This is a genomic window from Streptomyces litchfieldiae (assembly GCF_031845365.1).
GTDB lineage: Bacteria > Actinomycetota > Actinomycetes > Streptomycetales > Streptomycetaceae > Streptomyces > Streptomyces litchfieldiae.
This window is the reverse complement of the sequence record NZ_JAVREL010000003.1, coordinates 211,562-231,144: the sequence shown is the minus strand read 5'-3', so window position 1 is coordinate 231,144 and position 19,583 is coordinate 211,562. Positions and strand designations below refer to the sequence as shown.

The window sequence follows — 19,583 nt, the reverse complement described above, 5'->3', positions numbered from 1 at the left end:
GCGTACTCCCTCAGCGCAGCTTGGGATCGAGGGCGTCACGCACGGCGTCACCCAGCATCAGGAAGGACAGGATGGTGATGCTCAGCAGGATCGACGGGTAGAGCAGCACGTGTTCGGCGACCCGGATCTGGTCCTGCGCCCGGTTGATGTCGCCGCCCCAGGAGATGGCCGGCTCCGTCAGGCCGAGGCCCAGGAACGACAGCACGGCCTCCGCGGTGATGTAACCGCCGAGGGCCACCATCGCCACGACGATCACCGGGGCGATCGCGTTGGGCAGGATGTGCCGCAGCAGGATGCGCCAGGTGCCGGCGCCCAGCGAACGGGCCGCGGCCACGTAGTCGGACTGCTTGACGGAGATCACCGAGCCGCGCATCACGCGGGCGATGGTCGTCCAGCCCAGGAAGGCCAGCGCCAGGGTCACGGTCATTTCCGTCCGGGTGTCGAACGAGATGAGGATGACCATGGCGCCCAGCAGGAACGGGATGCCCATGAAGACGTCGACGACGCGCGAGAGGATGGCGTCCAGCCAGCCGCCGAAGTAGCCGGCCAGCATGCCGATCAGGCCGCCGAACACCGCCACGATCGCGGTCACCAGGACACCGATGATGATCGAGGCGCGGGTGCCGTAGATCATACGCGCGTAGATGCTCTGGCCCTGCTGGTTGTAGCCCAGCCACTCCGGAGAAAAGAAGTGGGTGAGCTCGGGCTCCTTCAGATAGTGTGCGCCCAGGTCGGCGGCGCGCGGGCTGGCCGACGTGAACCATCCCGGGAACGCGGCCATCACCAGCAGCAGCAGGATGATCGCCGCCGAGATCAGGAAGCTGGGCTTGCGGCGGAGGTCGTGCCAGGCGTCCGACCAGAGGCTGCGCGGCTTGCCCGGCGCGGGACCGGCCTCCACGACCGCGACGGTCGCCGGACCGGCCACGGTCGGTATGGCTTCCTTCTTCTGCACCTTGTCCATGGCCTCAGGCATAACGAATCCTCGGGTCCAGGACCGCGTAGAGCAGGTCGACGAGCAGGGTGACGACGAGATACACCAGGATGATGAAGCTCACGATGCCCACCACGGTGGCGCCCTCGCGGGCCTTCAGGGCCAAGTAGACCGCGTTGCCGATGCCGCGGACGTTGAAGATGCCCTCGGTGACGACGGCCCCGGCCATCAGATTGCCCAGGTCGACGCCGAGGAAGGTCACCACGGGGATCATCGAGTTGCGCAGGAGGTGCACCCCGACCGCGCGGCGCTGGGTGAGCCCCTTGGCCCTCGCGGTGCGCATGTAGTCGGCGCGCCGGTTCTCCGCGATGGAGGTGCGGGTCAGCCGCGCCACATAGGCGAGGGACAGCGAGGCCAGCACGATGGCCGGCAGAACGAGCTGGCCCCAGTTCTCGGAGTCCTGCACGTTGGGCTCGACCCAGCCCCACCGGACGCCGAAGTACGTCTGGAAGAGGTAGCCGAGCACGAACACCGGCACCGAGATCAGGAGCAGGGTGATGAAGAGGATGCCCCGGTCCGTCTTCTTCCCGGCGCGCAGGCCGGCGACGATGCCCATGCCGATACCCACGACGGCGGTGATGATGAAGGCCAGCGCGGTCAGCCGCAGGGTGGCGGGGAGCGCCTCGGAGATCACATCGATGACCTCGCGTCTGCTGGCGATCTGGGTGCCGAAGTCGCCCTGGACCAGACCGGTCAGGTAGTTCCAGTACTGCTGCAGAATCGGGTCGTCGAGGCCGAGGTCCGCCTTCATCGCGGCCATCTGTGCCTCGTCGGGGGCGCGTTCGCCCCACAGGGCCCGAATCGGGTCACCGGGCAGTGCGTACATCATCATGAAGATGATGAACGTGGCCCCGATGAACACCGGGATCATCTGGAGCAGTCGCCGCACGACATAACGCCCCATCATTCCTCCATGTCAGTCGGCGGGGCCGACGGTCGCTCCGGTTCGCGGAGACGGCCCGCCGGCCCCCCTACGCCGCTTACGCCGCAGGTACCCCAGTGGGCTCAGCTGTTGACGGTGACCTCGGTCAGCACCGGCTGGCCCGCGCTGTTGAAGCGGACGTTCTCCACGTTCTCGCCCCAGCCGCCGTTCACGTTCTGGTACCAGAGCGGGATGGCCGGCATCGTCTCGAACAGAACCTGCTCCGCCTCCTGGTAGGCGGCCACGGTGCCCTCGAGGTCCGCGGCGGCGTCACCCTGGTCGAACAGCGCGTCCACCTCTTCGTTGTTGAAGCGGCCGTAGTTGCTGTGCGCGGTGGAGTGGTAGAGCTCCTTCATGAAGTTCGCGTTCAGCGGGTAGTCCTGGAACCAGCCACCGCGGTACATGCTCTGCACCTCGTCGGCCTCGCGGGCCTCCAGGTCGGTGTCGAAGTCGGGCTTGGCGTCACCGACGCACTCCACGCCCAGGTTCTCGATGAGGTTGTTGCAGACGGCCTCGACCCACTCCTGGTGACCGCCGTCCGCGTTGTACTGAAGGACGATCCTGTTGTTCGGGACGCCGCCGTTGTCCTCGACGAGCTGCCGGCCGCGCTCGGGGTCGTAGGAGGTGATCTCGCCGCCGATGCCCTCCTGGTAGCCGTAGACGCCGGGCGCCACGAAGCTGTCGGCGGGGGTGCGGGAGCCGTTCAGCACGGTGGTGGTGATGGTCTCGCGGTCGATCGACATCGAGATGCCCTGCAGGACCTCCGGCGGGGTGTCCTCCCACTCGTACCAGACCGGCACGATGGTCTGGATGCCGTTGTAGGGCTGGTTGACGGCGCGGTCGCCCAGGTCGTCCTGGTAGACCGGGAGGTCCTTCGGGTCCACCTGGCGGATGATGTCGAGGTTGCCCGACCGCAGGTCCTGGTAGGCGGCGTCCAGGCCGGTGTAGGCCTGGATGTGGATGCCGCCGTTCTGGGCCTTGTTCTCACCGGCGTACTCGTCGTAACGCGCCAGCTCGATGGACTCGTTGTGGTTCCACTCGACGAACTCGTACGGGCCGTTGCCGATCGGGTGCTCGCCGAACGCCTCGGGGTCGTCGAAGAAGACGTCGGGCAGCGGCGTGAACGCGTCGTAGCCCATCTTGTAGTCGTAGTACGTGACCGGCGAGCTCAGCGTGATCTCGAAGGTCAGGTCGTCGACAACGGTCAGGCCGGACATGGTGTCGGCGGTGGGCTCGGCGCCCTCCTCCTCCGGGTGCACGTCCTCGTAACCGACGATGTCGGAGAACCAGAAGCCGTTGGCCTGGTTGTTGTCGATGTGGGCGGCCCAGTTCCACGCGTTGACGTAGTTCTCGGCGGTGACCGGGTCACCGTTGTGGAAGGTCCAGCCGTCCTGGAGCTTGACCGTCCAGACGGTGTTGTCCTCGTTGGGCGTCACGGACTCCGCGTGGACGTTGTAGACCTCGCCCTCGTCGGTGAAGTCGACGAGCTTGGAAAAGACGTTCTGGATCACCAGAGCGCCGTACTGCTCACCGGTGTTGGTGGGGATCAGCGGGTTCTGGGGCTCACCACCGTCGATGCGGACGATGCCATCGGGGTTCCCCCCGGCGTTGTCGCCGCCGTTGCCGCCTTCATCGTCATCGCCGCCACCACAGGCGGTCGCGGCGAGGGCCACGACTATCGCACTGGCGACCCACTTGGCGCTGCGAGCACCACGCATGGGGTTTGCCTCCTTGGGAGTCCGCTTTCAATGCATAGGGAACCCCGGAGCGCAGGGGTCTACCCGCGTCCGGTTCGCAATGCCCACAACTATTGGGCATAAACCTGCGGTGAACCACCGATCGGCTATTTCATTTTGATGAAGATGAGGAGATGCCAAGCCCCATATCCGGACAAAGCCCAAGTGAACACTCTCCGGTATCCGGACTGATGTGACCCAAGTCAAGTGTCTCGGTCCGGATACCGGACGGTCAATCTCACATCGGGCCGAAAAGGGGCTTGACATGACTCGAACGAACCGGTGATCCCGGGCAAGCCGGACGAATCACTGGCGCTTGGCCCGCGCGGTGGCCCTGGCGCGCTCCCGCTGGTCCAGCGCCACCTTGCGAATGCGAACCTCGGTCGGGGTGACCTCGACGCATTCGTCCTCCCGGCAGAACTCCAGGGACTGCTCCAGCGAGAGCTTGCGGGGCGGCACCAGGTTCTCCGTGGTGTCGGCCGCCGCGGCCCGCATGTTGGTGAGCTTCTTCTCCTTGGTGATGTTGACGTCCATGTCGTCCGACCGGGAGTTCTCCCCGACGATCATGCCTTCGTAGACCTCGGTGCCCGGCTCGACGAAGATCGTGCCGCGCTCCTGGAGGTTCATCATCGCGTAGGGGGTCGCGACGCCGGTGCGGTCGGCGACCAGGGAGCCGCTCTTGCGGGTGCGCAGCTCGCCGGCCCACGGCTCGTGGCGCTCGAAGATGCTGTGCGCGATGCCGGTGCCGCGGGTCTCGGTCAGGAACTCGGTGCGGAAGCCGATGAGTCCGCGGGAGGGCACGAGGAACTCCATGCGCACCCAGCCCGAGCCGTGGTTCGTCATCGTCTCCATGCGGCCCTTGCGGCTGGCCATGAGCTGGGTGATCGCACCCAGGTGCTCCTCCGGCGCGTCGATCGTCATGCGCTCGACCGGCTCGTGCACGGTGCCGTCGATCACACGGGTGACCACCTCGGGCTTGCCGACGGTCAGCTCGAAGTTCTCCCGGCGCATCGTCTCGACCAGGATCGCCAGGGCCAGCTCGCCGCGGCCCTGCACCTCCCAGGCGTCGGGGCGCTCGGTGGGCAGCACGCGCAGCGAGACGTTGCCGATCAGCTCGCGGTCCAGGCGGTCCTTGACCAGCCGGGCGGTCACTTTGTGGCCCTTGCCGCCCTTGCCGACCAGCGGCGAGGTGTTGGTGCCGATCGTCATGGAGATGGCGGGCTCGTCCACGGTGATCAGCGGCAGCGCGACCGGGTTCTCCGGGTCGGCCAGGGTCTCGCCGATCATGATGTCCGGGATCCCGGCGACCGCGCAGATGTCGCCCGGGCCGGCCACCTCGGCGGGCTTGCGGGTGAGCGCGTCGGTCATCAGCAGCTCGGTGATGCGGACGTTCTGCGCGGTGCCGTCGCGGCGCAGCCAGGCGACGGTCTGCCCCTTGCGGAGGTTGCCCTGGCGGATGCGGCAGAGCGCGATGCGGCCGAGGAAGTTGTCCGCGTCGAGGTTGGTGACGTGCGCCTGGAGCGGCGCGTCCTCCTCGTAGACCGGGGCCGGCACGGTCTCCAGGATGGTGGAGAAGAACGGCTCCAGGCTGTCGCTGTCGGTCGGCACCGTGCCGTCCGCGGGCTGGGTCAGCGAGGCGATACCGGCCCGGGCGCAGGCGTAGACGATGGGGAACTCGATCTGGTCCTCGTCGGCGTCCAGGTCGAGGAAGAGGTCATAGGTCTCGTCCAGCACCGCGGAGATGCGGGCGTCGGAGCGGTCGGTCTTGTTGATGCAGAGGATGACCGGCAGCCGGGCCTGGAGCGCCTTGCGCAGCACGAAACGGGTCTGCGGCAGGGGGCCCTCGGAGGCGTCGACGAGGAGGACGACGGCGTCGACCATGGACAGCCCGCGCTCCACCTCGCCGCCGAAGTCGGCGTGGCCGGGGGTGTCGATGATGTTGATCACGACCGGGTCGCCGCCGCCCTTGGGGTGGTAACGGACGGCCGTGTTCTTCGCGAGGATCGTGATGCCCTTCTCGCGCTCCAGGTCGTTGGAGTCCATGACCCGGTCGTCGACGTGCTGGTGGGCGGCGAAGGCGCCTGCCTGCCGGAGCATGGCGTCGACCAGAGTCGTCTTGCCGTGGTCGACGTGGGCGACGATGGCGACATTACGGATGTCGTGGCGCGTAGGCATGGCTGGGGCGCTTCTCCCGGAATTCGTGACTGAGACGGCTCGGCAGAGAGCGCCCGGCCCAACGGGGCAGGGCCATGTCACCGGCCTCACCAGCCATCGTACGGGGCCCGCCAAAACCCCCGAAGTCACGGGCTTCCCGGACAGGACTCCGCCCACCCGTCCCTGCCGGGGCAGGGACGGGTGGGCGCGGGGGTCTAGGGCCTGTATCGAGTTCCCGTCCGGGCCCGCGACGCCAGTCACGGCACCTCGCCGCTCCCCCAGACTCCGTCTGGGAGGTGCCCCCAGCCGAATCGCGCGAATACGGCCGGGTATGAGCTGCGATCCGGTGCCTTGCTGGGGGTACCTCCCAGGCCCCCAAGGGCCTGGGAGGGCACCGCGTCTGACGCCGCGGGCTGATCCGACCGGGAACTCGACACAGGCCCTAGCGGCGATAGCCGATGTCCTGGTGGCGCGGGGTCTCCATGCCGAACGCTCCGACGCCCGCCAGGTCCGCGCGGGCCGCCACGAGCTGGGGGCGCTGGTAGAGCGGGATCGAGCCGGCCGCTGCCCAGATGTGGGCGTCGGCGCGGTTGAGCAGCTTGTCGTGCTCCTTCTCGTCGAGCTCGCCGGCGGCCTGCTCCAGCAACTGGTCGATGTAGTCGGTGCCGACCCGGGTGTAGTTCTGCTCGATGAGCTGCTCGCCGCTGGCGATCGACTGCGGCTTGGTGAACAGCGGCCGGGCGTCAGTCGCGGGGTAGGCCGTGGCCGGCCACGAGAACAGCGCGAGGTCGAAGTCGCCCTCCGCGACGTGATCGGTCAGGTACTCGTCCGCGGGCACCTTGGTGATCTTCGCGGAAACGCCGATTCCGGCCAGCATGTCGACGATGTTCCGGCCGACCGCCCGAAGCTGCCGGGCCGCCGCCCCGTCGGGCAGCAGGAAGCGCAGCTCCAGCGGCTCGCCGTCCTTGGCCCGGACCGGCACGCCGGCCGCGCCGGCGGCGTTGCCCTCCCCGTCGTCCCGGGCCTGCCCGCCGGGGCGCCAGCCGGCCTCGTCGAGGAGCGCGGCGGCCGACTCGGTGCCGCTCTCGCCAAGCGCCTCGCTGTTGTCCTGGTAGCCGGCCTGGCCGAGCACCCGCAGATGGCTGCCGAGCGCCCGGGTCGGCAGCCCGGCCGGTTCGTGGACGAGGCCGGCCAGCTTCTCGCGGTCCACCGCGCGTGCGATCGCCCAGCGCACGCGTTCGTCGGCGAGCGCCGGGGAGGCGCCGTTCAGCGCGAGGTGGGTGTACGCGGCGTCGTAGGCGCGGTGCACGGTGAAGCCGCCGAGCCGTTCCCGGACGGCCTCCTCGCGGGTGGCGAAGGCGCGCTCGCGGGCCTGCTCGGTCTCGGCGTACGCCCGGGCGAAACGTTCGGCCGCGGCGACCTCGTCCTCGCCGGAGAGCCGCGCGGTGGCCAGGTCGTGCAGCGCGTCGGTGGTCGCCGGCCGGCTGGCCGGCCCGTTACCGGTCTCCTCGCCCTCGCCGCCGTCCTCGATCTCGTTCCCGATCTGGCCCTCGCCGTCGTCGGCCGCGCGGGGCGGCCGGCCGGCGGCGGCCGTGATGCCGTCGGCGTCGGCGGAGTCCACCTCGGCGACGTCCAGCTTCCCGGCCAGCAGCGCCGCGCGCCGCTCACCGCGCGGCACCGCGGCCAGCACCAGCTTGTCGAGCAGGGCGGGCTCGGCCCACCAGGCGTCGTCGCGGACCAGGGTGATGGCCGCCGCGTCCTCGTCCACCTTCTTGACCTTGAACGGGCCTGCGGAGACGGGCAGTTCGGCGCGGGCGCCATCGTTGAAACGGTCCCCGTCGCCGGTGACCGAGCGCGGGTAGAGCGGGCTGAAGAGGGATCGCCAGTCGGCGTAGGGTTTGGCGAAGGTGACCTTGACCTGGTGCGGCTCCGGGCCGGGGGCGACCTTCTCGATGCGGTCGTAGCCGGCGTTGCGGGCGGACCAGTAGGCGTTGTCCTCGCCGTTGAGCGCCTTCCACTGGGCGACGAAGTCGGCCGCGCCGATCGACTCGCCGTCGTTCCACCGGGCCTTGTCGTGCAGCGTGTAGACGACGGTCTGCTTCGGCTCGCGCTCGGTGATCTCGGCCGACCGCAGATAGTCCTCGTTGAGCTGCGGCCGGCCGTGGGCGTCGATCGTGAACAGCATGGGCAGCGCGGCCGCGGCGACCTGGTCGGTGACGCGGTCGGCGTCGTTCTGGAACGCGTTGAGCGTGGCGGGCAGCCGGTCGATGCCCCAGGTCACCCGGCCGCCGCTGGTCAGTTCGGCCCGGCGGGCGTCGGCGACCGACTGGGCGGCGCCGCCGGCGCTCCGGCTGTGTTCCTCCTCGTCCGTGCAGCCCGCGAACAGCGGCAGGAGGAGGGCCCCGGCGAGGAGCGCCGTCAGGCGGCGCCTCCCGTTTCCCCTAGCTCGCCGCCGCTGTCCCGGACCGGGACCCCGGTTCCCTGGAACGCCTGACATGCCTGTTACCTCCGGCTTCACCGGTGCGCTGATCACATGTGTGCGTTCACTGAAAGTGAGGCCCGGGACGGGCGCGCGGCGACACGGCGGCCACCGGCGGCGAGGCCACCCGACCGGGCCAGCGCGGACGGGCGGGGGTGCGCCTAAGCTGTTGGCCATGCCCACGACCGCCGAGCCACCGCCGCCGCGCGCCCGGCCGGGCCGCAGGCGCAGCGAGGAGAGCCGGCGGGCCATCCTGGGCGCGGCGCTGGACCTGGTCGGCGAGGGCGGTTTCGCGGGGCTGACCGTGGAGGGGGTCGCGGCGCGGGCCGGGGTCGGCAAGCAGACGATCTACCGCTGGTGGCCCTCGAAGGCCGATGTACTGCTGGACGCGCTGGTCGAGGAGGCCGAGCTGCGGGTGCCGGCCGGCGACCACGGCGGCTACGCGGCGGATCTGCGCGCGTTCCTCGGGGACACGTTCCGGCTGGGCAGCCGGCCATGGGTGGCGGAGGTGCTGCGGGCGCTGATGGCGCACGCCCAGGTGGACCCGGCGTTCGGGGAGCGCTTTCGCGACTCCTTTCTGCGCGCGCGCCGGGACGCGCTCCGACGCATCGTCGAACGGGCGCGGGAGCGCGGGGACCTGCCGCCGCGGCCGGCCCCGGACACCGTGCTCGACCTGGTCTTCGGCGTGCTGTGGTACCGGATCCTGGCCACGCGCGAGCCGCTGGACGAGGCGCTCGTGGGTGAGTTGCTGTCCGTTCTGGTGCGTTCCTGAGGGACGGGCCCCTGCGGCCCTCTTCCCAACAGGGTGTGTCAAGCGTCACACTCGCATCGTCCGGTGATGCACCACCAATGGAGGTGGCACGGGTGTCACTGCACGATGAGCTGCGCGCTGCCCGACGCTGTGTGGAGGATCTGACGCGCTGCGTCACCCGGCTGGAGCGGGAGCTCGGCCGCGGCATCGAGACCCGGCGGCTGCGCAGCGACGCGGAGCACTTGCGCGAGAGTCTGGACCTGCTGGCCGACGCCGCCCCGGGCCAGGTCCCGGACGGCGGCCGGGAGTTGATCGGCGTGCCCGAGGCGCCCTACGACGACCGGCTGTGGACGGACGCCGACGACGAGGGAGTGGGAGCTCGGCGCGGTCCGGGCGGCCCGCCCTGACGGCGCCCGCCTCCACAGCCCCGTACGCCCACACCCTTCGGAGAGTCCCGTGGCAACCGAAGCGACACGCAAGCCCACGACCGCCGGGCGGGCCGCCATCGACCGGCGCCATCTGCGCCTGGACCGCTGGTGGCTGGCGCCGGCCACCACCGTCGGCGTTCTGCTGGCGTTCATCGTGTACTCGACCTGGCGGGCGTTCGCGGACGCCGACTACTACGCCGCGCCCTATGTCTCGCCGTTCTACTCCCCCTGCCTGTCGGAGAACTGCGTCGACATGCGCGACGGCCCCAACTGGGCGCTGTTCGGCGACTGGTGGGGGCTGTCCCCCGCCCTGCTCATCCTGGGGCTGCCGCTCGGCTTCCGGCTGACCTGCTACTACTACCGCAAGGCGTACTACCGCAGCTTCTGGGCGTCGCCCCCGGCGTGCGCGGTGGCCGAGCCGCACAAGTCGTACTCCGGGGAGACCCGCTTCCCGCTGGTCCTCAACAACAGCCACCGCTACTTCTTCTACGTGGCGGCGGTCTTCGCCGTGATCCTCACGTACGACGCGCTGCTCGCGTTCCGGGACTCCTCCTACGAGTGGGGGCACATGGGGCTGGGCACGCTGCTCTTCCTGGCCAACAGCGCGCTGGTCTGGGCGTACACGCTGTCCTGCCACTCCTGCCGGCACATCATGGGCGGCAAGCTGAAGAGCTTCTCCCGGCATCCGGTCCGCTATCGCCTCTGGACGTGGGTGAGCAGGCTGAACGGCCACCACATGACGCTCGCCTGGGTGTCGCTGTTCTCGCTGGCGCTGTCGGATCTGTACGTGTACCTGCTGGCCACCGGCGCGTTCGACGACCCGCGGCTGTTCTAGGAGGAATCTCGACGTGAGCACAGTGGAACGGCAGGCGTGGGACGTCGTGGTCGTCGGGGCCGGCGGCGCCGGGCTGCGGGCGGCCATCGAGGCCCGGGAGCAGGGCCTGCGGACCGCCGTCATCTGCAAGTCCCTGTTCGGCAAGGCCCATACGGTGATGGCCGAGGGCGGCATCGCCGCCGCGATGGGCAACGTCAACTCCGGGGACAACTGGCGGGTCCACTTCCGGGACACGATGCGCGGCGGCAAGTTCCTGAACCACTGGCGGATGGCCGAGCTGCACGCCCAGGAGGCCCCGGACCGGGTGTGGGAACTGGAGACCTGGGGCGCGCTGTTCGACCGCACCGGGGACGGGCGGATCTCCCAGCGGAACTTCGGCGGCCACGAGTACCCCCGGCTGGCCCATGTCGGCGACCGCACCGGACTTGAGCTGATCCGCACCCTCCAGCAGCGGATCGTCGCGCTCCAGCAGGAGGACAAGCGGGAGACCGGCGACTACGAGTCGCGGCTGAAGGTCTTCCAGGAGTGCACGGTCACCCGCGTGCTGAAGGCGGACGACGACGCGACGCCGGACGGGCCGGTGGCGGGCGTCTTCTGCTATCGGCGGGAGTCCGGCACGTTCTTCGTCATCGACGCCCCGGCCGTGGTGCTGGCCACCGGCGGGATCGGCAAGTCGTTCAAGGTGACGTCCAACTCCTGGGAGTACACCGGCGACGGGCACGCCCTGGCGCTGCTGGCCGGCGCGCCGCTGGTGAACATGGAGTTCGTCCAGTTCCACCCGACGGGCATGGTCTGGCCGCCGTCCGTCAAGGGCATCCTGGTGACCGAGTCGGTGCGCGGCGACGGCGGCGTCCTGCGCAACAGCGAGGGCCGCCGGTTCATGTTCGACTACATCCCTGAGGTGTTCCGGGCGCAGTACGCCAAGGACGAGGCCGAGGCCGACCGCTGGTACACCGACCCCGACAACAACCGCCGCCCGCCCGAGCTGCTGCCCCGCGACGAGGTGGCCCGCGCCATCAACGCCGAGGTGAAGGCGGGGCGCGGCAGCCCGCACGGCGGGGTGTTCCTCGATGTGTCCACGCGGCTGCCCGCCGCGGAGATCACCCGCCGACTGCCGTCCATGCACCACCAGTTCAAGCAACTGGCGGACGTGGACATCACCGCTGAGCCGATGGAGGTCGGGCCCACCTGCCACTACGTGATGGGCGGCGTGGACGTCGATCCGGACACGGCGGCGGCCACCGGCGTGCCGGGGCTGTTCGCGGCGGGCGAGGTCGCCGGCGGCATGCACGGCTCCAACCGGCTCGGCGGCAACTCCCTGTCCGACCTGCTGGTCTTCGGCCGCCGCGCCGGCCTGTACGCGGCACGGCACGCCGCCGCGCTGGCCGCCGCCGACCGGCCACTGGCGGGCGCGGCGCAGATCGACGCGGCGGTGGCCGAGGCGGTGCGCCCGTTCGACCCGCCGGGGCAGGCGGCGGAGGAGGACGGGGCGCCGGCGGAGAAGCCGGAGAACCCGTACGCCGTCCACCAGGACCTCCAGCAGATCATGAACGATCTCGTCGGCATCATCCGGCGCGAGCCGGAGATGACCGAGGCGCTCACCCACCTCGCCGAGCTGCGCCGCCGCGCGGCCCGCGCCACCGTGGAGGGCCACCGGCAGTACAACCCGGGCTGGCATCTGGCCCTGGACCTGCGGAACATGCTGCTGGTCAGCGAGTGCGTGGCCCGGGCCGCCCGGGAGCGCACCGAGTCGCGCGGCGGCCACACCCGCGAGGACCACCCCGGCATGGACCCGGCCTGGCGCCGGGTGAATCTGCTCTGCCTGCTGCGCACCGGGGAGCCGGACGCCGCCGACGCGGGCGGCGAGGGCGGCCGGATCCGCTTGGAGCGCCGCGATCTGCCGCGGATCCGGGCGGATCTGCTGGACCTGTTCGAGGACGAAGAGCTGGCCAAGTACCTGACGGAGGAGGAGGTGAAGGACCGGTGAGCCAGACGGCGAGCACCGGCTACGACGCTCACCTGAGGGTGTGGCGCGGCGACGCCGAGGCGGGTGACCTGGCCGACTTCACGGTCGAGGTCAACGAGGGCGAGGTCGTGCTGGACGTCATCCACCGCCTCCAGGCGACGCAAGCCCCGGACCTGGCCGTCCGCTGGAACTGCAAGGCCGGCAAGTGCGGTTCGTGCAGCGCGGAGATCGACGGCCGGCCGCGGCTGATGTGCATGACGCGCATGTCGCTGTTCGACCCGGCGCAGACGATCACGATCACGCCGCTGCGGACGTTCCCCGTGGTGCGGGACCTGGTCACGGACGTCGAGTTCAACTACGAGAAGGCGCGCGAGATCCCCGCGTTCGTGCCGCCGGAGGACCTCGGCCCGGGCGAGTACCGGATGCGGCAGGAGGACGTGGAGCGGTCGCAGGAGTTCCGCAAGTGCATCGAGTGCTTCCTGTGCCAGGACGTCTGCCACGTGGTGCGCGACCACGAGGAGAACAAGGAGGCGTTCGCCGGGCCCCGGTTCCTGATGCGGATGGCCGAGCTCGACATGCACCCGCTGGACGACGCGGAGCGCGCGGGCCTGGACCGCAAGCGGGCGGTGCGGGAGGACCACGGCCTCGGGTACTGCAACATCACCAAGTGCTGCACCGAGGTGTGCCCCGAGTCGATCAAGATCACCGACAACGCGCTCATTCCGATGAAGGAGCGCGCCGCCGACCGGGCCTATGACCCGCTGGTCTGGCTGGGGAACAAGATCCGGCGGCGCGGGCGGGGGGACTGACCGCCCTCCCGGCCGACTCGCGGCACCCGCACGGCTGGCCTAACGTCGAAAGGAGGGCAGCGTTCCCTCCTTCGGCGAAGGGTGAACGGATGCACACTGCACACGTCGCCGCGCTGACCGCGGCCGCCGAGCCCGGTGCCGCCCGGGCCTCCGACGCGGTTGCCCTGCTGCTGCCGCTCGCCCTGGCGCTGGCCGTGGTGCTGGTGGTCCTCCATCTGCGGCGGCGCCATGGCACGGGCGGCTACCGCTCGGTGCCGCACCGCTGGGACGGCCGGGCGACGGCTCCGCCGAGCGAGGCCGAGGCACGGCGGCGGGAGCCGAGCGTGGCCGAACTGGACGCCCGGGCAAGGGGGTTGCTGATACGGCTGGACGACGCCGTGCTCCAGCGCGACGAGGAACTGCGGGCCGCCGCCGCCCAGTCCGGGACGACCGCCACCGATCCGCACCGCGCCGCCGTCGCGGACGCCGCGGCGCAGGCCGAGGAGGCGCTGCGCATGCGCCACCGGCTCGACGACCCGGCGGTGCGGCGCAACGAGACCGAACACCGCCGGGTGCTCAACGACATCATCGGCCGCTGCTCCCGTGCCCGGGACCGGCTCAACGTGCTGACCGGCTCGCTGGCGCAGGCCCGGGGCCTGCCGGACGGCGCCGGGGAGGCACTGGCCAGCGCCCGGAGCCGCGGTGAGGCGCTGGCCGGCCGGCTGGACGCGGCCGAGGACATGCTGCGGCGGCTGGACGAGCGTTACGCGGAACGGGCCCTGACGCCGGTGCGCGGCCATCCGGTCGCGGCGCGGGAGCGGCTGGCCGCGGCGCGCGACGAACTGGCGCGCGCCGACCGGGCGGTGGCGGCCGGGGACCTGACCGCCGCCGCGGACGCGGTACGCGCGGCCGAGGCCGGGATCGGGCAGGGCGAGGCGCTGGCCGAGGGCGTCACCCGGTGGGCGCGGGAGCTGGGCCGGGCCGACAACGCGCTGGCCCAGGCCCTCACCGCCACCGGGACCGATGTGGCGGAGGCGCCCGGGCTGCCCGCGCTGCGGGACGCGGTGGACCGCGCCCGGCAGGCGCTCACCGAAGCGCGCGAGGGCGCGGGCCCGGGACCGCGCGACCCGTTCGGCGGACTGCGCCGGCTGGCCGAGGGGGCCACCCCGCTGGCGCAGGCGCTCGCCCCGGACCGCGAGCGGGAGGCGCGCAACCGGCGGGACCGCATGCTGCTGGAGGAGGCGCTGCTGACGGCGGGCGCCGAACTGACCGCCGCCCGCGACTACATCACCACCCACCGCGGCGAGGTGGGCAGCCCGGCCCGGGCCCGGCTGGCCGAGGCCGGGCATCAGCTCGACCGGGCGCTGGGAACCGCCCCGCACGACGCGGCCGCGGCCCTGCCGTTCGCGTGGCGCGCCGACGCGCTGGCCCGGGAGGCGCGCGCACTGGCGCTTCGCGATGCTAACGCTGTGGCCTGATCCCTGTTCGTTGGGTAAGGCACTGGCGTATGGTCTGGCATATGCAGATGGGGGGTGAGGAATGAACGGCAGCACCCTGCAACCCTGGCAAGTGGTCCGCGAGGACGAGAACGGCGGTCGCTACCGCATAGGACACTGCGCCACGCGCGCCGAGGCGCAGCGGCTCATCCAGCGCCTGCGGCTGAGCGGTGGTCAGGAGTCGGCGAACGGCACGGTCCACTATCTCGTCGAGCGCGTGGAGGTCGGAGGCGGCGCGCACCGCTGACGCCGGGCACAATCGGGTCATAAGGGGCATTTCGCCCGCTTCGCCGGACTCCGCCGGCGAAGACACCCGACAGGGGCTTGGAGCGTGCGGACAGATCCTTCCGGGGCACGAGGCGGGCACGACGCCGCCGGCGGCCCGCCCACCCGCCAGTCCCGGCTCGACCTGCTCCGGGTCGGGACGCTGCTGCTGGACGCGGACGGGGAAATCGTCTTCTGGAGCCCGACCGCCGAGGCGATCCTCGGCTGGACCGCGCCCGAGGCGGTGGGCAAGCCCGTCACCGACTTCACGGCGCCCGGCCGCACGATCGCCCCGGCGCCCGACGCGCGCACCTGGCGCGACACCCTGCCCCTGCGCCACCGCGACGGCCGCATGGTGGAGCTGGACCTGCGGGCGTCGCTGCTGAGGGACGCCGAGGGATGCCCGTTCGTTCTGGCCAATCTCGTCGAATCGCCCAGGATGCGCGCCGTCGAGCAGGATCTGGCCACGCTGGACGGCCTGTTCACGGCCTCCCCGCTCGGCATCGCGATCTTCGACAGCGAGCTGCGCTACGTCCGGGTCAACGAGGCGCTGTCCCGGCTGCACGGCGCCTCGTTCGGGGACCTGATCGGCAAGACGGTGCTCGATGTGCTGCCGCCGCCGATGTCCCAGGAGATCCACCGCCTCCAGCAGGCCGTGCTCGCCTCCGGGCGGCCCGTGACCGATCTGGTCACCTCCTCGCCCGACGGCCGCGGCGCCCAGTCCGTGTCGCTCGGCCGCCTCACCGACCATACGGGCCGCACCGTCGGCGTGAGCTGCACCGTCATGGACATCACCGAACGGCGGGAGGCGCTGGACAAGGTCGAGAACGCCCGGCAGCGGCTGTCCCTGCTGAACGACGTCGGCACCGCGCTGGGCAACCTGCTGGACGTCCGGCCGATCTGCGAGGCGCTGTCCCGCGCGCTGGTGCCCCGCTTCGGCGACTTCTCCGGCGTGGGTCTGCTGGACACGGTCGCCGAGGGCCGCGAACCCCCGCCCGCCGGAGAGCTCGCCGACACGTCGCTGCGCCGCATCGCGACCGCCGTCGCGCGGCGCGACCCCGCCGTGGAGAAGATCATCAGCTACGGCCAGGAGACCCCGGTCGCCGCCGACTCGATCTACGGCTCCGTGCTGGCCTCCGGCTCCCCGCACCTGGCCGAGACGCAGGAGGAGGTGCTCGGCGCCCTCGGCCCCGACGACCCCACCAGCAGGGCCGTTCACGAGCTGGGCATCCACTCGATGCTCACGCTGCCGCTGCGCGCCCGCGGCCGGGTCCTCGGGCTGCTGGTCATCAGCCGGGCCGGGCAGCGCACCCCGTTCGACCGCGAGGACCTGGCCCTGGCGGTCGAACTGGCCACCCGCGCCGGCATCTCACTGGACAACGCCCGGCTCTACGCCCGCGAGCGCGAGGGCGCGCTGATGCTCCAGCGCAGCCTGCTCCCCCAGTCGATGCCGCCCGTGCTCGGCGTCGAGGTCGGCCACCGGTACATGCCGAGCCGCAGCGGCGCGGAGATCGGCGGCGACTGGTTCGACGTGATCCCGCTGGCCGGCGGGCGGCTGGCGTTCGTGATCGGCGATGTCACCGGCCACGGGATGCGCGCCGCCGCCACCATGGGCCAGCTCCGCACCGCCGTGCGCACCCTCGCCTGGCTGGACCTGGCCCCGGCCGAACTGCTGCACCGGCTCAACGAGCTGGGCCAGGACATCGCCCAGCACCCCGGCTCCCCGATGCTGGCCACCTGCGTCTACGCCGTCTACGACCCGGCCACCCGGGTGTGCACGCTGGCGAAGGCCGGGCATCTGCCGCCGGTGCTGGTCGCCACGGACCCGGCCTCTGGCCAGTGGCGCGCCCGGCCGGTGGACCTGCCGACCGGGGCGCCCCTGGGCGTGAACGGCGTGCCCTTCGAGGAGCGGCGCCTGGAGGTCGACGAGGGCTCGCTGCTGATCCTCTACACCGACGGGCTGATCGAGACCCGCGACGAGGACCTCTCCGTCGGGGTCGCCCGGCTGTGCCACCTGCTGACCCGCACCGCCGGGCCGGGCGTCTCGCTGGAGACGATCTGCGACGAGGTCGTCGGCGGACTGCGCCCGCACGCCCCGGAGCGGGAGTCCGACGATCTGGCGCTGCTGGCCGCGCGGCTGAGCGCGCTTTCCGAGGACCGGGTCCTGTACCGCAGCTTCCCGGCCGAGCGCCGAGTGGTGCGCCACGCCCGCCACGCGGTGACCTCCGCGCTGCGCGTCTGGGGTCTGTCCGCCGTCGTCGACCGGGCGGAGCTGCTGGTCAGCGAGCTGGTCACCAACGCGGTGCGGCACGCCCGGGGCCCGGTCGAGGTCCGGATGGTGCGCGGCTCCGCCTCGCTGCTGGTCGAGGTGACCGACCCGGTGGCGGAGCCGCCGCGCGAGCGCACGACCACCCTGGAGGACGAGGGTGGTCGTGGTGTGCCGCTGGTGGCGCGAGGGTCCCGCCGCTGGGGCACCCGGCGCGAACCGGTCGGCAAGACCGTGTGGTTCGAGCTGGAGATCCCCGGCTGACGAGCCCCCGGGCGCCCCGGCCTCAGGCCGCCAGGACCGACTCGACGGCGGGCGTGCGCCGCACCGTGCGCCGGGCGGTGCCGACCCCGGTGGCCAGGGTCACCAGCAGGGCGAGGGCGACGACCGTGCCGTGGATCGCGAGCACCGCGCCGTCGCCCGGCAGCGCTTCGCCGGTCCGGGCCATGGAGAACGGCACCAGCGCGGCCAGCGACGCCAGCAGCCCGGCGAGCACGCCGGTCACCGCGATCAGCGCGCCCTCCGCGGCGACCATGCCGGAGACCTGCCCGGGCGTGGCCCCGGCCAGCCGCTGCCGGCCGAACTCGCGGCGCCGGAACACCGTCGCCGAGACCAGGGTGTTGACCAGCATGATGCAGCAGAACGCGGCGATGATCCCGACCACCACGTAGTTCAGCGTCTCCGACGTCCGGCCCTCGGCCACCACCGCGGCCCCCTCGGCCGCGGCGCGCGTGCTCTCCACGCGCTGCATCGAGATCGTGCCCGCCGAGATCCCGGTGAAGAGCACCACGGGCATCACGGCGCCGGCGAGCTGGGCGGTGCGCCGCCGGACGTTCGTCACGGCGAGCGCGCCGCTCGCGCCGGCCAGCAGCCGCACCGGCCCGGCCAGCACCGCGGTCACCGCGCGCAGCAGCACCGGGGACAGCAGCGCCAGCGCGATCGAGGACACCACGACGGCGGGGCCCGCGGTCTGCATCACATCCGTGCCCTTGCCGTCCATCACGGTGGCCGTCACCACGGCGAGCGCGGTGCCGCCGGCCAGCGCCAGCACGGCGCCGAGCCACCGCCAGGGGCCCATCGACCGCCCGCCCGCGCCCTCGGTCGCCGCGTCGGTCAGGGCCGTGACCGCCGGCGTCCGGGCGGCCCGCCGCGCGGTGAGCGCGGCGCCGAGCAGCGCGGCGGTCACCGCGTTGCCGATGCCCATGCTCAGGCCGATGGGCCCGAACGTGTGGTCGATGCCGGAGGTTATCTGGCCGGACTCGCCCAGCACGCCGACCAGCAGCCGGCCCAGCAGCGCGCCCGGCACGATCGCCAGCACCGCCGCCCCCAGGGCGACCAGCAGGGTCTCGCCGACGATCAGCCGGCCGACCTGCGCCGGGGTGGCGCCGGTGCTCTTCAGCAGGGCCAACTCCGCCGCCCGCTGCCGCACCGTGAGCGTCATCGTGGCGGCCACGGCGAACACGACGAGCGCCAGGCCCCAGCCGCCGACGACGGACGCCATCGTGATCAGCGTCTCCTCGTCGGTGTCCGATACCTCGCCGGCGAGGGCCGTATCCAGCAGCGAGCCGAACGCCATCACCACCGCGGCGCCCAGGAAGACGGCGAGGAAGCCCGCCAGGAAGCGGCCGGGGCGCTTGGCCAGGGACCGCAGGGCCAGGGAGAACATGGTCACGCCACCGCCGTCTCGTAGAGGTCGCCCAGGTGGGCCATGCGCTCGGCCACCGCCTCGGCGGTCGGCTCGGGGATCCGGCCCACCAGCCGGCCGTCGGCCAGGAACAGCACCTGATCCGCCCAGGACGCGGCCACCGGGTCGTGGGTCACCATGACCACGGTCCTGCCGTACTCGGCCACCGACTGCCGCAGCAGCCCGAGGACTTCGCGCGCGCTGCGGGTGTCCAGGGCGCCGGTCGGCTCGTCGGCGAAGATCACGGAGGGCTCGGTCACCAGCGCGCGGGCGATCGCCACGCGCTGCTGCTGACCGCCGGAGAGCTGGGCCGGCAGATGCCGCAGCCGCCCGCCGAGCCCGACCCGCTCCAGGATCGCCACGGCCCGGGCCCGGGACACCTTCGCGCCGGCCAGCCTCAGCGGCAGCGTGACGTTCTCCAGGACGGTCAGCGTCGGCAGCAGGTTGAACTGCTGGAACACGAAGCCGATCCGCCGCCGGCGGAACCGCGTCAGCTCCGCCTCGCCGCCGGCCGTCAGCTCGGCGCCGTCCACGACCACCAGCCCGGCGCTCGGCCGGTCCAGCCCCGCGGCGCACTGCAACAGCGTGCTCTTGCCCGAGCCGGACGGCCCCATCACCGCCGTGAAGCTGCCCGCGGGCAGCGACAGCGAGACGCCGTCCAGCGCCTTGACCTCGGTGCCGTCGGCCGGCGAGCCATAGGTCTTGTGCAGGGACACCAGCCGCAGCGCCTCGGCCGAGTGCCCCGCCGCCGGGCCGTCGTGACGTCGGAACATCGTCCACCTCTCTCCCGATGGCACCCGGTGCGCCACCACCAACGACGCTA

General features: G+C 72.0%; 15 protein-coding genes. 8 read left to right on the top strand and 7 right to left on the bottom strand.

The genetic code is table 11. From position 1 onward, the window contains the following. Positions 1–10 precede the first annotated feature (10 nt). The 5 genes from RM590_RS07600 to RM590_RS07580 all read right to left on the bottom strand — a co-directional run bounded on the left by RM590_RS07600 (position 11) and on the right by RM590_RS07580 (position 8,300). The gene (locus RM590_RS07600; protein ID WP_311703620.1) at positions 11–973 is read right to left on the bottom strand and encodes an ABC transporter permease; all 963 of its coding nucleotides are present in this window, start codon (positions 971–973) and stop codon (positions 11–13) included. Next, positions 966–1,895: an ABC transporter permease gene (locus RM590_RS07595; RefSeq protein ID WP_311703830.1), complete on the bottom strand. Its 930-nt coding sequence runs from the start codon at positions 1,893–1,895 to the stop codon at positions 966–968. Before RM590_RS07595 ends, RM590_RS07600 begins: the two co-directional genes overlap by 8 nt. A gap of 101 nt (positions 1,896–1,996) precedes the next feature. Continuing rightward, complete coding sequence (locus RM590_RS07590) at positions 1,997–3,631, bottom strand: peptide ABC transporter substrate-binding protein (protein WP_311703619.1); 1,635 nt, start codon at positions 3,629–3,631, stop codon at positions 1,997–1,999. A gap of 324 nt (positions 3,632–3,955) precedes the next feature. After that, positions 3,956–5,824: a translational GTPase TypA gene (gene typA / locus RM590_RS07585; protein ID WP_311703618.1), complete on the bottom strand. Its 1,869-nt coding sequence runs from the start codon at positions 5,822–5,824 to the stop codon at positions 3,956–3,958. 421 nt (positions 5,825–6,245) lie between these two features. Continuing rightward, positions 6,246–8,300, bottom strand: coding sequence for an ABC transporter family substrate-binding protein (locus RM590_RS07580; RefSeq protein ID WP_311703617.1), 2,055 nt, complete (start codon positions 8,298–8,300; stop codon positions 6,246–6,248). A 157-nt stretch (positions 8,301–8,457) separates the two neighbouring features. On the opposite strand from RM590_RS07580, the gene RM590_RS07575 reads away from it, so the two are divergent. From RM590_RS07575 to RM590_RS07540, 8 genes are all read left to right on the top strand, one after another. Beyond that, positions 8,458–9,054, top strand: coding sequence for a TetR/AcrR family transcriptional regulator (locus RM590_RS07575; RefSeq protein ID WP_311703616.1), 597 nt, complete (start codon positions 8,458–8,460; stop codon positions 9,052–9,054). Between the two features lie 92 nt (positions 9,055–9,146). Next, positions 9,147–9,440, top strand: coding sequence for a hypothetical protein (locus RM590_RS07570; RefSeq protein ID WP_311703615.1), 294 nt, complete (start codon positions 9,147–9,149; stop codon positions 9,438–9,440). A gap of 49 nt (positions 9,441–9,489) precedes the next feature. Further along, positions 9,490–10,296 (top strand): hypothetical protein, encoded by an 807-nt coding sequence (locus RM590_RS07565; RefSeq protein ID WP_311703614.1) that lies wholly within the window; start codon positions 9,490–9,492, stop codon positions 10,294–10,296. Between the two features lie 13 nt (positions 10,297–10,309). After that, entirely contained in the window at positions 10,310–12,283 is a 1,974-nt protein-coding gene (locus RM590_RS07560) for a fumarate reductase/succinate dehydrogenase flavoprotein subunit (protein WP_311703613.1), read from the top strand. Next, positions 12,280–13,071 (top strand): succinate dehydrogenase/fumarate reductase iron-sulfur subunit, encoded by a 792-nt coding sequence (locus RM590_RS07555; RefSeq protein ID WP_311703612.1) that lies wholly within the window; start codon positions 12,280–12,282, stop codon positions 13,069–13,071. Before RM590_RS07560 ends, RM590_RS07555 begins: the two co-directional genes overlap by 4 nt. Before the next feature lie 89 nt (positions 13,072–13,160). Further along, entirely contained in the window at positions 13,161–14,528 is a 1,368-nt protein-coding gene (locus RM590_RS07550) for a TPM domain-containing protein (RefSeq protein WP_311703611.1), read from the top strand. A gap of 61 nt (positions 14,529–14,589) precedes the next feature. After that, positions 14,590–14,793, top strand: a complete 204-nt coding sequence (locus tag RM590_RS07545; RefSeq protein ID WP_311703610.1) for an SPOR domain-containing protein — start codon at positions 14,590–14,592, stop codon at positions 14,791–14,793. An 84-nt stretch (positions 14,794–14,877) separates the two neighbouring features. Continuing rightward, complete coding sequence (locus tag RM590_RS07540) at positions 14,878–17,340, top strand: SpoIIE family protein phosphatase (RefSeq protein ID WP_311703609.1); 2,463 nt, start codon at positions 14,878–14,880, stop codon at positions 17,338–17,340. Positions 17,341–17,362: 22 nt separating this feature from the next. On the opposite strand, the gene RM590_RS07535 is transcribed toward RM590_RS07540, so the two are convergent. Next, on the bottom strand, positions 17,363–18,742 hold the full coding sequence (locus RM590_RS07535) for an FtsX-like permease family protein (RefSeq protein WP_311703829.1): 1,380 nt from the start codon (positions 18,740–18,742) through the stop codon (positions 17,363–17,365). Positions 18,743–18,744: 2 nt separating this feature from the next. Next, complete coding sequence (locus tag RM590_RS07530) at positions 18,745–19,533, bottom strand: ABC transporter ATP-binding protein (protein ID WP_311703608.1); 789 nt, start codon at positions 19,531–19,533, stop codon at positions 18,745–18,747. Positions 19,534–19,583 lie beyond the last annotated feature (50 nt).